Source organism: Meiothermus sp. (assembly GCF_025060375.1).
Classification (GTDB): Bacteria; Deinococcota; Deinococci; order Deinococcales; family Thermaceae; genus Meiothermus.
In genome coordinates this window covers 42784-56331 of record NZ_JANXCG010000015.1, presented here as the reverse complement: position 1 = coordinate 56331, position 13548 = coordinate 42784, and the positions used below count along the sequence as shown (strand labels likewise).

12 protein-coding genes are annotated in these 13548 nt (G+C 64.8%); 6 read left to right on the top strand and 6 right to left on the bottom strand.

Translation table 11 applies throughout. The annotated features are described in order from the left end of the window. Nucleotides 1-3 precede the first annotated feature (3 nt). From malQ to NZ849_RS02170, 3 genes are all read right to left on the bottom strand, one after another. Entirely contained in the window at nt 4-1506 is a 1503-nt protein-coding gene (malQ, locus tag NZ849_RS02180) for a 4-alpha-glucanotransferase (RefSeq protein WP_295386956.1), read from the bottom strand. A gap of 53 nt (nt 1507-1559) precedes the next feature. After that, nucleotides 1560-2897 (bottom strand): aminotransferase class III-fold pyridoxal phosphate-dependent enzyme, encoded by a 1338-nt coding sequence (locus NZ849_RS02175; RefSeq protein WP_295386953.1) that lies wholly within the window; start codon nt 2895-2897, stop codon nt 1560-1562. A gap of 103 nt (nt 2898-3000) precedes the next feature. After that, entirely contained in the window at nt 3001-4014 is a 1014-nt protein-coding gene (locus NZ849_RS02170; protein WP_295386950.1) for a S1C family serine protease, read from the bottom strand. A gap of 164 nt (nt 4015-4178) precedes the next feature. Between NZ849_RS02170 and gyrA the strand changes: the two genes are divergently transcribed. The 4 genes from gyrA to NZ849_RS02150 all read left to right on the top strand — a co-directional run bounded on the left by gyrA (nt 4179) and on the right by NZ849_RS02150 (nt 8209). After that, on the top strand, nt 4179-6599 hold the full coding sequence (gyrA, locus tag NZ849_RS02165; protein ID WP_295386947.1) for a DNA gyrase subunit A: 2421 nt from the start codon (nt 4179-4181) through the stop codon (nt 6597-6599). Nucleotides 6600-6601: 2 nt separating this feature from the next. Then, on the top strand, nt 6602-7732 hold the full coding sequence (wecB, locus tag NZ849_RS02160; protein ID WP_295386944.1) for a non-hydrolyzing UDP-N-acetylglucosamine 2-epimerase: 1131 nt from the start codon (nt 6602-6604) through the stop codon (nt 7730-7732). An 89-nt stretch (nt 7733-7821) separates the two neighbouring features. Then, nucleotides 7822-8115 carry a 30S ribosomal protein S20 gene (gene rpsT, locus NZ849_RS02155; protein ID WP_295386941.1) on the top strand — a complete coding sequence of 98 codons (294 nt, stop codon included), beginning with the start codon at nt 7822-7824 and terminating at the stop codon, nt 8113-8115. Nucleotides 8116-8125: 10 nt separating this feature from the next. Further along, a complete protein-coding gene (locus NZ849_RS02150) occupies nt 8126-8209 on the top strand; it encodes a 30S ribosomal protein THX (protein ID WP_295387026.1) in 84 nt (27 codons plus the stop codon). A gap of 38 nt (nt 8210-8247) precedes the next feature. On the opposite strand, the gene serS is transcribed toward NZ849_RS02150, so the two are convergent. Together serS and gatC are read right to left on the bottom strand one after the other, a co-directional pair. Then, nucleotides 8248-9519, bottom strand: a complete 1272-nt coding sequence (serS, locus tag NZ849_RS02145; RefSeq protein ID WP_295386938.1) for a serine--tRNA ligase — start codon at nt 9517-9519, stop codon at nt 8248-8250. Nucleotides 9520-9521: 2 nt separating this feature from the next. After that, nucleotides 9522-9818, bottom strand: coding sequence for an Asp-tRNA(Asn)/Glu-tRNA(Gln) amidotransferase subunit GatC (gatC, locus tag NZ849_RS02140; RefSeq protein WP_295386934.1), 297 nt, complete (start codon nt 9816-9818; stop codon nt 9522-9524). A gap of 58 nt (nt 9819-9876) precedes the next feature. Between gatC and NZ849_RS02135 the strand changes: the two genes are divergently transcribed. Beyond that, nucleotides 9877-11301, top strand: coding sequence for a pyridoxal-dependent decarboxylase (locus tag NZ849_RS02135; RefSeq protein WP_295386930.1), 1425 nt, complete (start codon nt 9877-9879; stop codon nt 11299-11301). After that, nucleotides 11291-11953 (top strand): tRNA (5-methylaminomethyl-2-thiouridine)(34)-methyltransferase MnmD, encoded by a 663-nt coding sequence (gene mnmD, locus NZ849_RS02130; protein WP_295386926.1) that lies wholly within the window; start codon nt 11291-11293, stop codon nt 11951-11953. The genes NZ849_RS02135 and mnmD overlap by 11 nt, the downstream gene beginning before the upstream one ends. Nucleotides 11954-11966: 13 nt before the next feature. Here the strand turns inward: mnmD and NZ849_RS02125 are convergent, their stop codons facing one another. Next, nucleotides 11967-13529, bottom strand: a complete 1563-nt coding sequence (locus NZ849_RS02125) for a cation:proton antiporter family protein (RefSeq protein ID WP_295386923.1) — start codon at nt 13527-13529, stop codon at nt 11967-11969. Between the last annotated feature and the right edge of the window lie 19 nt (nt 13530-13548).

Genomic DNA, 13548 nt, shown 5'->3' with positions numbered 1-13548 from the left:
AGCTTACACGCGCCCGTAAGCCTCAACCAAGCTCCGGAGGCCCTGGGCCAGCTCGAGCCCCAGGTCCTCTGGCTGGTAGCGCCAGGTCCAGTTGTCGCCCGTGCGACCGGGGAAGTTCATGCGGGCCTCGGGGCCCAGCCCCAGGATGTCCTGAAGCGGTGCGATGGCCAGGCGGGCAGGACTTTTGAGCGCCAGCTCAACAAGGGCCCCCGGCACCTCGCGCTCCGATAGACAGCGAATGCCCTCCTGGGCCAGATACCTGCGCATGAAGGCGCGCTCGGCCGGAGGGGCAGTTCGGTACCAGCCCAAGCTGGTATCGTTGTCGTGGGTACCGCTGTAGACCACCACATTGCCGTGGGCGGGATAGTTTTGGGGCAGAAAGGGGTTTCCCCCGTCAGAAAAGGCGAACTGCAGGATTTTCATCCCGGGGAAGCCGAAGCCGTCCCGGAGAGCCTCTACCTCGGGGGTGATGACCCCCAGGTCTTCCGCCAGGATGGGGAGCTCCCCCAGGGCTTCCCTAAGCGCTTTGAAGAGCTTTTCTCCGGGCGCTTTGACCCAGCGGCCCTCTACCGCGGTCGGCTTGCCGAAGGGCACCTCCCAGTAGGCCTCAAAGCCTCGGAAGTGGTCTACGCGCACCAGGTGCGCCTGCCGTAAAGCCTGGCGCAGCCGGGCGACCCACCAGGTGAAGCGGTCCTCTTCCATCGCCTCCCAGCGGTAAAGCGGGTTGCCCCAAAGCTGGCCGGTTTCGGAGAAGTAGTCGGGGGGCACGCCGGCCACCCCTGTGGGGTTCCCGTTCTCGTCCAGGCAGAAGTACTCGGGGTGGGCCCACACATCGGCTGAGTCAAAGGCCACAAAGATGGGCATATCCCCGATGATTCCAAGCCCCTTGCCCTCGGCGTACCTCTTTAGCTCGTCCCAGCCGGAGTAGAAGAGCCACTGCAGCCAGACGTGGAAGGCTATCTCGTCGGCCAGGTCTTTTCGGGCACTTTTCATAGCTTCCGGCTTGCGCGCGCGGAATTCCTCGGGCCAGCGGTTCCAAGGCTCGCCGCCAAAGCGGTGCTTTAGGGCCATGAAGAGAGCGTAATCGTCCAACCAGCCCTGCTCTTCCCGTGAAAAATTCTCCAGACTGGCCTGATCCTCCTCTGAGGACCGGGCGCGAAAGCCGGCAAAGGCCCGCCGGAAAAGGGGCCAGCGGGTCCTGTAGAGCCCACCGTAGTCCACCCGGTGATCCGGGAGAGGGGGGGGCTCCTCGGGTTCTAGCCAGCCCTTGGCGAAGAAAAGCCTGGGGTCTACCAGGTAGGGGTTCCCCGCGAAGGCCGAGAAGGACTGGTAGGGGGAGTCGCCATAGCCGGTGGGCCCCAGGGGCAGCACCTGCCACCACCGCGCGCCCGCGGCGGCCATCCAGTCCACAAACCTCCGCGCTTCTTCTCCCAGGGTGCCAATGCCCCAAGGGCCAGGAAGGCTGGTGGGGTGAAGGAGCACCCCGAACGAGCGGGGAAGCCGCATAGCAGGGGTAGTCTACCCCAGGCGCCTCCCTTTTGGAAACGCTTCTTTGGCCTTCAGTCGGCCGCGGCGCGGGCCACCCCCAGCATCTGGTCCACCTCCTCGAGAGCTTCCTCGATAATGTCCAGGCCGTACTTGAGCTCCTCCCGGTTGATGACCAAGGGGGGGCAGATCCAGAGCATGTGAAAGCGGGTCATGACGTAGATGTGCTTGGACTTGAGGTAGGCGGCCAGCCTCTGCATCTCGGGTGAGGTGCCGTTGTAGGGGGCGAGGGGCTCCTTGGTGGCCTTGTCCCTTACCAGCTCAATCACGCTGAAGAGGCCTTTGTACCGCACATCCCCCACGCAGGCGTACTTTCTCATGGCCTCGAGCCGCTCGGCCAGGTAGCGCCCTTGGACTTCGGTGTTCTCGAAGATGCGTTCCTCCTCGTAGACCTCCAGGTTGGCCAGGGCCGCGGCACAGGAGACCGGGTGGCCGGAGTAGGTGAGCCCACCCCAGAGCATGTTCCTCTCGAAAAACTCAGCGATCGGGGCAGAAACGATAACCGCCCCTAAAGGCATGTAGCCGCTGGTCAGACCCTTGGCGCAGGTCACGATGTCGGGCTTGATACCGTAGTGTTGGGTGGAAAGCCACTTGCCGGTGCGGCCGAAGCCGCTCATTACCTCATCGGTGATGAGCAGGATGCCGTACTTGTCGCAAAGCGCCCGCAATCTGGGGTAGTAGTCGTCGGGAGGCACCAGCACCCCGTTGGAGCCGGTGATGCCCTCTACCATGATGGCGGCGATGGTGTGGGGCCCCTCGAGCTCAATGACCTCCTCAATGTGGCTTACGCACTCCCGCCTGCAGCTGTCCACCGTTTTGCCGAAGGGGCAGCGGTAGCAGTAGGGGTCAAAAACCCGGACAATACCCGGTATACCGGGTTCCACCGGCCAGCGCCGGGGGTCGCCAGAGGCGGTCATGGCCCCCATGGTGGCCCCGTGGTAGCTGCGGTAGCGGGTAATGATCTTGTCCCGGCCGGTGTACAGCCGAGCAATCTTCATGGCGTTTTCATTGGCCTCGGCCCCGCCCAGCGTGAAGAAGCTCTTGGCCAGGCCGGTTACCTCGGCCAACCGCTTCCCGAGCCGACCCCGCGGCTCGGTGGCGAAGCCGGGGCCGGCAAAGCAGAGCTCGTCTACCTGCTTCTTTATGGCCTCCAGCACCTTGGGGTGCTGGTGTCCCACGTTCATGTTGATGAGCTGGGCGTTGAGGTCAAGCCACTTGTTGCCGTCCCCGTCCCAGAACCATACCCCCTGGGCGCGGGTCATGTGGATGGGGTTTGCGGTGCTCTGCACTGACCAGGAAAACAGCGTGTAATCGCGGTTCTCCTGCACGACTTCCCTGGACGAACGCTCCATAGGGCCTCCTCCCCGCAGGTTTGGCTCAATGTTAGACCCTTTGCCTTCGCCAGGGCAATGGACAAAGTGTCAAAGTGTTGCTGGACGGAAACCCTTTCTGCCCCTATCCGCTGCGCAGAGGGTTAGGGGTGAGCCTAAGCTCCACCCGGAAGGTCTGGTTGCCCCGACGTATGGTGAGGGTGACGCTGTCGCCCACTTCCTTGCTGCGGATGTAACGTTGTAGCGAGGTTACGTCGTTGAAGGGGCGGCCGTCGGCCTCTAGGATTACGTCGAACTCGTAGAACTCCCGGCCGTTCTCCCGCCGCACCGTGAGCCCCCTCAGCCCGGCCCGCTCGGCGGCCCCGCCCCGGAGCAGGCCCCGGATTAGCACGCCTTGCTTGGGGATTCCGAGGAGCGCGGCGGTCTCGTCGTCAATCTGGGAGAGCTGCACCCCAATGTAGGGCACGTCCCGCTTGCGCCCAGCCTGGAGCTGGGTGAGGAGCTCATCCAGGCCCAGCAGCGGCGAGAGGAAGCTCTCAAAGACCCCGTTGGGCTGGCCGATGGCCACCACCACCGCCACCACCCGCCCCGCCTGGTTGAGCACCGGGCCGCCCGAGTCGCCCGGGGCCAGGGGGATGTTGGTGGAGATGGCGATGGAGTTGAAGAAGGGAAAGATATCGCGCTCCACGGTGTTGACCAGGCCGTAGCGGGGAGCGATGAACTCACCGCGGGAGTTGCCAATGGCCAGCAGGGGTTCCCCTGGACGGGGGCTGGTGGCGGTTTCTAGGGGCAGAGAGGGAACTGTTCCCCTCACCTGGGCCCGTAGGACAGCCAGGTCGCGAAACTCGTCGTATCCCACCAGCTCCGCTGGGAAGCTTTCCCGCAAGGCGTTGACCACCCGCAGGCTGCGGCTGCCCTCCACCACGTGGTAGGCGGTCAGCACCAAGCCGCCTGTGCTGATGAAAAAGCCGGAGCCGGTGCCCTCGGGAGTGGTTTCGATGCGCAAGGCGGCCGGAAGGGCCCGATTGTAGACGGGCTCGAGCGCGGCCCGAATCTCCGCGGGTCTGAGAGGTTGGGCCTGGATGACCGCGGCCAGAGCAACCAGCGGTGCTGCAATCCACATCCATCTGCGCCGCATCTTTCCCCCCTCGTATGCTTCAGCCTACGCCGATGAGGGTTGGGGTTGAATGCTGGGAAGCACAATTTTGGGGGAGCCGTTTACGCTGTGGTCATTCCCCAGGTGTATAATGTGCGAGGGAAGCGCTTCTGGGCGCTTTTTTTGTGCGGCTTGAGGAGAGTGGAATGTCCCAAATTCTTCCCGTTGAGATTACCGACGAGGTCAAGCAGAGTTTCATCAACTACGCCATGTCGGTCATCGTGGATCGGGCTTTGCCTGACGTGCGCGATGGCCTGAAGCCGGTTCAGCGCCGCATTTTGTATGGGGCTTACCAGGATGGGGTGTTGCCTAACCGCAAGCACGTGAAGTGCGCCAAGATCGTGGGTGAGGTGATGGGTAAGTTCCACCCCCACGGGGACGCGGCCATCTACGAGACGCTGGTGCGGATGGCCCAGCCGTGGAACCTGCGCTACCCCCTGATTGACGGCCAGGGTAACTTTGGCTCCTTGGACGGCGACCCTCCGGCCGCCCAGCGCTACACCGAGGCTCGGCTTTCGGCGGTGGGCCTCGAGCTGCTCCAGGACCTAGACAAGGAGACCGTACCCTTTGTGCCCAACTACGACGGTACCCAGGAACAGCCCGAGGTGTTGCCCGCGGCACTGCCCAACCTGCTGGTGAACGGTTCAGCGGGCATCGCGGTAGGCATGGCCACCAGCCTGCCCCCCCACAACCTGGGGGAGGTGGTGGACGCGCTGGTGCTGATGATCGAAAACCCGGGGGTTTCGCTGGAAGAGGTGATGAAGGTGCTTCCTGGCCCCGACTTCCCCACTGGGGCCAAGCTGTCACGGCGGGGCATAAAAGAGGCCTACGCCACCGGCCGCGGTAGCCTAAAGGTGCGCGCCCGCGTGCGCAACGAGGAGAAGAACGGGCGGGCCATGCTGGTCTTTACCGAGATTCCCTACCAGGTCAACAAGGCCGACCTTATCGCTCAGATAGCTGGCCTGGTCCGCAACAAGGTTTTGGACGAGATAGCTGCCTTGCGCGACGAGTCCGACCGGCAGGGTCTGCGCATCGTGGTGGAGCTAAAGCGGGGGGCCAACCCACAGGTGGTGCTCAACAAGCTCTACAAGCACACCCGCTTGCAGACCAGCTTTACCGTGAACCTTCTGGCCATTGTGAAAGGCGAGCCCCGGGTGCTTACCCTGCTGGAGATGATGCGCCACTACCTTGACCACCGCGGCGAGGTGGTGCGGAGGCGCACCGAGTTTGACCTGCGCAAGGCCAAGGAGCGGGCCCACATCCTGGAGGGCCTTCTCATAGCCCTTGACCACATCGACGAGGTGATAGCGCTGATCCGGGGCTCCCAGGACGCCGCTGAAGCCCGCTTGGGGCTGATGGGCCGTTTTGGTCTGACCGAGATTCAGGCCCAGGCCATTTTGGATATGCGCCTTCAACGCCTGGTGGGTCTGGAGCGGGAGAAGCTGCAGGAGGAGTACCGGGAGCTGATGGAGGAAATCGGTCGGCTCGAAGCCATCCTAGGGAACGAGGGGCGGCTTTGGCAGGTGGTGAAGGAAGAGCTCCTGGAAGTCAAGCGCAAGTACGCTGACCCGCGCCGTACGCTGATTACCGAGTTTGAGGAGGGCTTCAGTCTAGAGGACCTCATAGAGGACGAGCCCATGGTCATTACCCTCACCGCCCAGGGCTTCATCAAGCGCACCCCGCTCGAGGCCTACCGGGCCCAAGGCCGGGGCGGGGTGGGGGCCCAGGCCGGAAAGCCCAGGGAGGAGGACGAGGCCATCTCGGTTTTCGTGGCCTCCATGCACGATACCCTCCTGGTCTTCACCAACCGGGGCCGGGTCTACGCCGAGAAGGTGCATGGGCTTCCCGAGGCCAGCCGTCAGGCCCGGGGCACCCGCGTGGTGAGCCTGCTGCCGCTGCAGGAAGGTGAGGAGGTGGCGGCCTTGCTCAACGTGCGTGACCTTGGTCAGGAGGGATACTTCGTCTTTGCTACCCGGAACGGCCTGGTCAAGAGGACCCCCATACGGGAGTACCAGAACCTTTCCAGCGCTGGTCTCATCGCCATCAATCTCCTGGAAAACGACGCCCTGGTGGGTGTGGCCATCGCCCAGGAGGGCGACCAGGCCATGTTGGCTACCCGCACCGGCCAGGCCATCCGCTTTGAGCTTTCCGACGTGCGGGTTACCGGTCGGGCCAGCCAAGGTGTCACCGGAATCCGCTTCAAGGAGGGGCGCGAAGACCAGGTGGTGTCCTTGGTCATCCTTCCCAAGGGCGAGGAGGGGGAGGTGTTGGCGGTGGGCACCCATGGTTACGGCAAGCGCACCCCGGTGAGGGAATACCCCCTGCAGGGCCGGGGTGGGATGGGGGTCATCACCTTCAACACCAACGAGAAGGTGGGCCATTTGGCGGCCCTTTTGCGAGTGCAGGGCAACGAGGACCTGCTGGTGCTGTCCAAAAAGGGCATTGCCATTCGCACCAAGGTGGCTGAGATCGCTCAGTATGGCCGGGCCACCAGCGGGGTCAGGATCATGAATCTAGGTGAGGGCGATGAGCTGGCCTCGGCCTTTGTGGTAGCGCCTCAGGACTGAGAATGAAGCGCGTGGTCATCGCCTTTGGTACCCGTCCGGAGGCCATCAAGATGGCCCCGGTGATTTTCGCCATGCGGCGCTGGCCCTCCATACACAGCATCCTCCTCTCCACGGGCCAGCATCGTACCCAGCTCGAGGACGCCCTGCGGGTTTTTGGGCTGGTTCCCGATACCGATTTGCAGGTAATGACCGAGCGGCAGACCCTACCCGACCTGATGGGTCGCATTGTCCCGGCCGCTGCCTCCCGGCTCAGGGAGCTGGAGGCCGACTACGTGATGGTGCACGGGGATACCCTGACCACCTTCGCGGTTACCTTAGCGGCCTTCTTTGAGGGGATTCCGGTGGCTCATGTGGAGGCGGGGTTGCGCAGTTTCAACCTCAAGGAGCCCTTTCCTGAGGAGGCCAACCGTCGGCTAACCGATGTGCTAACCGACCTTGACCTGCCCCCTACCCCGACTTCCAAGGCCAACCTCCTGCGTGAGGGAAAGCCCGAGGAGACCATCATCGTGACCGGGCAGACCGAGGTGGATGCGGTCTTGTATGCCAGCGCGCGGGGGGTTCCTCCACCCCTTCCCTCGGACAAGCGGGTGGTCACGGTGACCATGCACCGCCGGGAGAACCTGCCCGTCATGCGCGACCTGGCCCTGGCGTTGGCCCGGGTGGCCCAGGCCCATCCGGAGTGCCACTTCGTCTACCCTGTGCACCTGAACCCGGCGGTGCGCGAGGCCGTCTATCCGGTGCTGGAGGGGTTGGCCAACTTCAGCCTGCTCGAGCCCCTGGATTTCGGCACCATGGCGGCCCTAATGAAGCGTTCGGTCCTGCTGGTGACCGACTCGGGTGGTGTGCAGGAGAGTGGGGCCACGCTTGGGGTGCCGGTGGTGGTGTTGCGGAACGTTACCGAGCGCCCGGAGGGGCTGGCGGTGGGGGCTTTGAAGCTGGCCGGAACCGACCCGGAGCAGGTCTTCGCCACGGTGCATGGCCTGCTTCGTGACGAGGAGGCCCTGGCCGCCATGCGCAACCGCCCCAACCCCTACGGCGACGGGCGGGCGGCGGAGCGCTGTGCCCAGGGGGTGGCCTGGCGGCTGGGCTTTTGCGAGCGGCCGGCGGACTGGGAGGGGGGGCCGCTGGTCTAGGCAGGAAGCCGCGGGGTGTGTTAGACTCATGGGCGGTTTGCCTCGAGGCTGCACAGGGTGCAGCCCTGGCCTTTTGAGTTTGGAGAGCTATGGCACAGAAAAAGACCGCACGCAACCCTTCGGCCATGAAGCGCCACCGCCAGTCGCTCAAGCGGCGGGCCCGCAACAGGTCCAAGATGTCGGCCATTAAGACCGTGAGCAAAAAAGCGGTGGCCTTGGCGCAGCAGGGCAACGCCGAAGAGGCCCTGCGGGTCATGCGCTACGCCGAGAGCCTGATTGACAAGGCGGCCAAGGGTTCAACCCTGCACAAAAATGCGGCCAGCCGGCGCAAGTCCCGTCTGATGAGCAAGGTTCACCAGCTCCTACAAGGAGCCAAAGCCTAAGGAGCTAAGTATGGGTAAAGGGGATCGTCGTACCCGTCGGGGCAAGATCTTCCGGGGTTCGTACGGTAAGTACCGCCCTCGCAAGAAGCAGTGAGAACCCGCCGCCGAAGGTTTCCCTTCGGCGGCCTTGTTCTAGCGGTTGGGCTCGAGCCGCTCCTTGCCGAAGTAGGGTTGTAGCGCCTTGGGCACGTTTACCGTTCCGTCCTCGTTCTGGTGGTTTTCCAAGAGCATCACCAGGATGCGAGGGGTCGCCAGCGCGGTGTTGTTGAGGGTGTAGGCATGGTGCACCCTGCCGCGCTCGTCCCGGTAGCGCAGGCTGGCCCGCCGCGCCTGCCAGTCCAGCAGGGCTGAGCAGGAATGGGTTTCGCGGTAGCGGTTTTGGCTGGGAACCCAGGCCTCGAGGTCAACCTGGCGGTACTTGCCCAGGCCCATGTCTCCGGTGGAGACCTCCACCACCCGGTAGGGAAGCTCCAGCGCTTGGAGGATTCCCTCAGAGATGGAGAGCAGGGTCTCAAACCATCGGTTGGATTCCTCCAGGTCGGCCCGGCAGAGGACGTACTGCTCGACCTTGTTGAACTGGTGTACCCGCATCAAGCCGCGGACATCCTTCCCCGCTGAGCCGGCCTCGCTGCGGAAGCAAGGGGAGAGAGCGCAGTAGGTCTTGGGTAGCTCCTCTTCGGGCAGAATCTCCCCGGCGTGCAGGTAGTTGAGCAGCACCTCAGCGGTGCCCGCCAGGTAGGCCTCCCCGCCGTTGACCTCGTAGACCTGGTCGCGGCCGGTAGGAAACTGCCCGTGCCCATAGAGGGCTTCTTCTTTGGTCAAGCTGGGTACCGAGAGGGGAGTGAAGCCGGCCTCTATCATCCGGTCCAGGGCGAAACGCAGAAGGGCCAGCTCGTAGAGCATCAGGTCGCCCCGCAGGATGTAGGAGCGCGAACCCGAAACCTTGGCGGCTCGCTCGAAGTCGCCCCAGCCGTTTTTCTCCACCAAGGCCACGTGATCGAGAGGCTCAAACAGGAACACCCGGGGGTTACCGTGAACCCGGGTTTCCACGTTGAAGGAGTCGTCGGGGCCCACCGGGGCCCCCTCCCAAGGGGGGGTAGGGGTGAGGTAGAGCAGCTCCTTGAGCTCGGCCTCCATCTCGCGGAGCCTCGGCTCGAGCCGGGCCAGCTCCGCTCCAATGGCCCGCCCCTTTTCCACCAGGGCTGCTCGCTCCTCGGGCCGGGCCCGGGCCACCGCTTTGGCGTTGGCGTTGCGCTCCGCTTGAAGTTGCTCAATTTGGCGCTTTAGCGCCAGCACCTGCTGGTCTAGGGCCAGGAGCCGCTCCAGGTCGAGCGGCGCATTTTTCAACTCAATGGCCCGCCGGACCTGCTCGGGGTGTTCGCGGATAAACTTTAGGTCTAGCATGGCTACTCGATAACCCGGGGCACCTTGAACTGCCCGTCCTCTTCCTCTATGGCCACTGAAAGGGCTTCCTGCTGCGCTAAGGAAGGCTGCACCTGGTCGGGGCGAAGGCGGTTGGTCAGGCCAATCGGACGGGCCATCTCCGGCAGGCCTTGGGTGTCCAGCTCCTGCAGCTGCTCAAAGAAATTCACAATCGAGCGAAGCTCTCCCTCAAGCTTTCTGGCCTCCTCTGGCTCGAGGGAGAGCCGGGCTAGCCTGCTCAGGCGCTCTAGGAGTTCGGGCGTAATCTCCACGGGCGTCATTCTACTGGCAAGGGCAGGGGTTTGTGGCCCTTGTGCGGGAAATGGGTATGATTCGGGTATGTCGCCCGAGGAGTTCAAGCGGCTGGGCTATGCCCTGGTCGACTTCGTTGCCGAGTACCGCGAGCGGATGGAGGCTTTTCCAGTGATGGCCCAGGTGGAACCGGGAGCGGTGCGGGCCCTTTTCCCCTCTGCACCGCCCCAGCAGGGCGGAGGGCTTTGGGGGGTGGTAGAGGAGTTGAAAAAGCTCTTGCCGGGCCTGACCCACTGGCAAAGCCCCCGCTTTTTCGCCTGGTTTCCCTCCAACGCACCCCTCTCTTCGGTTCTGGCCGACCTGGTGGCCACCGGCCTGGGCCAGACCGGGATTACCTGGCTGGCCAGCCCGGCCCTCACCGAGCTGGAAGAGGTAACCACCGACTGGTTGCGCCAGATGTTCGGTCTGCCCGAGGTCTTCCAGGGGGTTATCCAGGACACCGCCTCCACCGGTACCCTGGTGGCCCTGCTGGCTGCCCGGGAGTGGGCCACGAACTTCTCCCAGGAGCGCGGAGGGCTTCAGGCCGAGGAGCGCCCCCTCACCGTCTACGCCTCGGATCAGGTCCACAGCTCGGTACCCAAAGCGGCCCTGCTTGCGGGGTTTGGCCGGGAGAACCTGCGGCTCGTAGAGACCGATGCGGACCACGCCTTGAGGCCGGAGGCGCTCGAGGCAGCCATTGTGGAAGACCTGGCGCGGGGAAGGAGGCCCTGTGCGGTGGTGGCAGCGGCGGGCACCACCGCCACCCTGGCCTTTGACCCGCTGACCGAGGTTGCCAAGGTGTGCCGGCGGTACGGGCTTTGGCTTCACGTGGACGCGGCCATGGCCGGCTCGGCCCTAATCCTTCCCGAATGCCGGCCGCTTTTTGCGGGCATCCAAGAGGCCCATTCCATCGCCATCAACCCCCACAAGTGGCTGGGGGTGGCCTTTGACTGCTCCCTTCTATACGTGCGCGAACCCGAGGTTCTGGTGCGGGCCATGTCCACCCAGCCCTCCTATCTGAGCTCTGCGGTGGATGGTCGGGTGCGGCAGTACAAGGACTGGGGCATCCCTTTGGGACGGCGCTTCCGGGCCCTCAAGCTGTGGTTTGCCCTGCTGGACGAGGGGGTGGAGGGCTTGCAGGCCCGGTTGCGGCGGGATATTGCCAACGCCCGGTGGTTGGCCGAGCAGGTGCGGCGCACCCCAGGCTGGGCGCTGCTGGCTCCGCTTACCCTGCAGACCCTGGCCCTGCGCTACGACCCTGGGGGGTTGAGCCCTGAGGCTCTGGACCGCCATACCCAAGACTGGGTCCAGCGGGTCAACCGCACCGGCCAGGCCTTCCTGACCCCAGCCCTGCTCAAAGGGCGCTGGATGGTGCGAGTTTCAATCGGCGCGGAGAGGACAGAACGGGCCCACGTGGAGGCCTTGTGGGCCCTCATGCAGCGGGAAGCCCAGCGGGTGGAAATTGAGGCCTGAGCTTCTGATTACCCAGGATGGCTCGCCCACCCTGGTGCACCCTCACTTCCAGGAGGCCTACAGCTCCCGCTATGGGGCCTGGACCCAGGCCAACGCGCTCTACCTGCGCCTTACCCGTACCCACGAACACCCCTCTCCACGGATTCTCGAGGTGGGCTTCGGTCTGGGGATGAACTTCCGCGCGGCGCTGGACAGCTGCCTCCGCCGTGGGGTGCCCCTGGATTACCTGGGCTACGAGGCCTTTCCGGTGGAGGCTGAGGTGCTCGGATGGGTGGAGGCTCCACTGACGGGAGGGGCAGCCCGGGTCTGGGCGGAGGTTCGGGCCGCTTGGGCAGCCGGGCCTCGCCCTTTGGTGCTGGAGGGGGGTTGGGGGCGGCTCGAGGTGCGCTTTGAGGACGTGACCCAGGCCGCCTTTCCCCGGGAATGGGCCAGCGCCATCTACCTGGACCCCTTTAGCCCGGCGGTCAACCCTGAGCCTTGGGGGCTGCCCGTTCTGCGCTCGCTTTACGCTGCGGCCACACCCGGGGCCTACCTGGCCACCTACTCGGTGGCAGGAAGGCTGCGCCGCGCCCTTGCGGCGGTGGGGTTTGAGGTCGAAAAGGTGCCTGGGGTGGGCAAGAAGGCCTGGACGCGGGCTTGGCGGCCCCTCTGAGGAGCCAAAAGGCCTAGGTGGGGTTTCCCTCCTCGGCTTCCTCTACCAGGTTAAGCCCCAAAGCCCGTTCGGCCAGCCGCTCCCCTGCCTCGGCGAAGGGGCGAGAGATGAGGGTGACCCCGGCTGCTTGTAGCTGTGGGTCCTCCTCGCGGTGGTAGCTGGTGGCGGCCACGATGCCCTCAAAGCCACGCCGCTTTAGCCCTTCAGCGGCCCGGAGCTTGGCCTCAAGATCGGGGAGGGTGAGCAGAACCCCTTTTAGACCGGCGAGGTCTAGGCGCTCCCAAAGCTCGGGGTCCTCGGCATCGCCGTAACGGACGTTGCGGCCTTTGGCTTGGTGAAACTCGAGCTTGCCCTCGTCGGCATCGAGTCCCAACACCTTGTGCCCCTTTCCAGCCAGCATCTTGTAGGCGGCCCCGCCGGTGCGGCCCATACCCACCACCAGCCATTCGGCCCCTTCCAGGCTGGTGGGCTCATCGTCGGCGTGGCGGCCTTTGCGCTCAAAGCGGAGCAACAAGGGTTCGTAGCGCTGGTACAGCCGGTGCACGGCCCGGTTGAGGGGGGCGGCCAGGGCCAGCGACAGGGCCACCGCCAGGCTTATGGTCTGGCTCGAGGAGGCCGGCAGCAGCTGGCTCTCCACCGCCGCTACGCTGGTGATAAGGGCGAACTCGCTGTAGCTGGTCAGGGAGATGCTGGATACGAAAGCGGTGCGGGCCCGCAGTCCGAAGCTCACAAAGAGGAGGAAGAAGAGCCCTGCCTTCAGCGGCAGCAGCAGGATTAGCCCGGCGGCCAGAGGTAGCTGCTGGCTGCTGGGCAGGCCCATCGCCCCGATTTGCAGGAAGAAAGCCACCAGGAAGGCTTCCCGCAAGCCCCATAGGGTGCGGGAAAGCTCGGCGGTCTGAGGGTGTCCAGCCAGCGCCGCCCCCATGAGCAGGGCCCCAAGCTCGGGGGAGACCCCCAGGCTTTGCGCTAGGCTGCCCCCCCCCAGGGCTAAGCCCAGTCCATAGAGCAGCAGGAGTTCTTCGTGCCCGCTTTTCTCCAGGACAAAGCCCACCAAGGGGCGCAGCAAGGGCAGGGCCAGCAGCAGGAGGGCCCAGGGGGTGGGATTCTTGACGCCGGCGTAGGCCATTAGCCCGATGGCCACCAGGTCCTGCAGGATTAGGATGCCCACCGCAATGCGGCCGTGAAAGGTGCTCAGCTCGCTCCGGTCGTCCAGGAGCTTTACAGCCAGGACGGTGCTGGAGAAGGCCAGCCCAATGCCCATGAAGAGGGCGGCCTGGCTCGAGAGGCCGGTGCCCAGAACTAGCAGCCCTACCAGCAGGGCAAAGGCGATGAGGTGCAGCCCCCCTACCCCCAGTACCTCCCGGCGCACCAGGCTGGCGAAGCGCAGCTTGAGGCCAACGGTAAAGAGCAGGAGCAGAACCCCGATTTCGGCCAGGTTTTCCAGCAAAGGGCCGGTTTTTTGCCCCAGCCCCCAGAGGACGAACCCTGCCCCCAGGTAGCCCACCAGCGGGGGCCAGCCCAGGCGGTTGGCTAGCCAGCCCAGGCCAAAAGCCGCCCCTATCCAGAACCACTCCATGGGGTTCATCATAAGGCCA

Bases quoted from the DNA above. Each gene is read 5' to 3' on its own strand.
- malQ (WP_295386956.1), bottom strand. From the start codon at position 1,506: ATGCGGCTTCCCCGCTCGTTCGGGGTGCTCCTTCACCCCACCAGCCTT.
- NZ849_RS02175 (WP_295386953.1), bottom strand. From the start codon at position 2,897: ATGGAGCGTTCGTCCAGGGAAGTCGTGCAGGAGAACCGCGATTACACG.
- NZ849_RS02170 (WP_295386950.1), bottom strand. From the start codon at position 4,014: ATGCGGCGCAGATGGATGTGGATTGCAGCACCGCTGGTTGCTCTGGCC.
- gyrA (WP_295386947.1), top strand. From the start codon at position 4,179: ATGTCCCAAATTCTTCCCGTTGAGATTACCGACGAGGTCAAGCAGAGT.
- wecB (WP_295386944.1), top strand. From the start codon at position 6,602: ATGAAGCGCGTGGTCATCGCCTTTGGTACCCGTCCGGAGGCCATCAAG.
- rpsT (WP_295386941.1), top strand. From the start codon at position 7,822: ATGGCACAGAAAAAGACCGCACGCAACCCTTCGGCCATGAAGCGCCAC.
- NZ849_RS02150 (WP_295387026.1), top strand. From the start codon at position 8,126: ATGGGTAAAGGGGATCGTCGTACCCGTCGGGGCAAGATCTTCCGGGGT.
- serS (WP_295386938.1), bottom strand. From the start codon at position 9,519: ATGCTAGACCTAAAGTTTATCCGCGAACACCCCGAGCAGGTCCGGCGG.
- gatC (WP_295386934.1), bottom strand. From the start codon at position 9,818: ATGACGCCCGTGGAGATTACGCCCGAACTCCTAGAGCGCCTGAGCAGG.
- NZ849_RS02135 (WP_295386930.1), top strand. From the start codon at position 9,877: ATGTCGCCCGAGGAGTTCAAGCGGCTGGGCTATGCCCTGGTCGACTTC.
- NZ849_RS02125 (WP_295386923.1), bottom strand. From the start codon at position 13,529: ATGGAGTGGTTCTGGATAGGGGCGGCTTTTGGCCTGGGCTGGCTAGCC.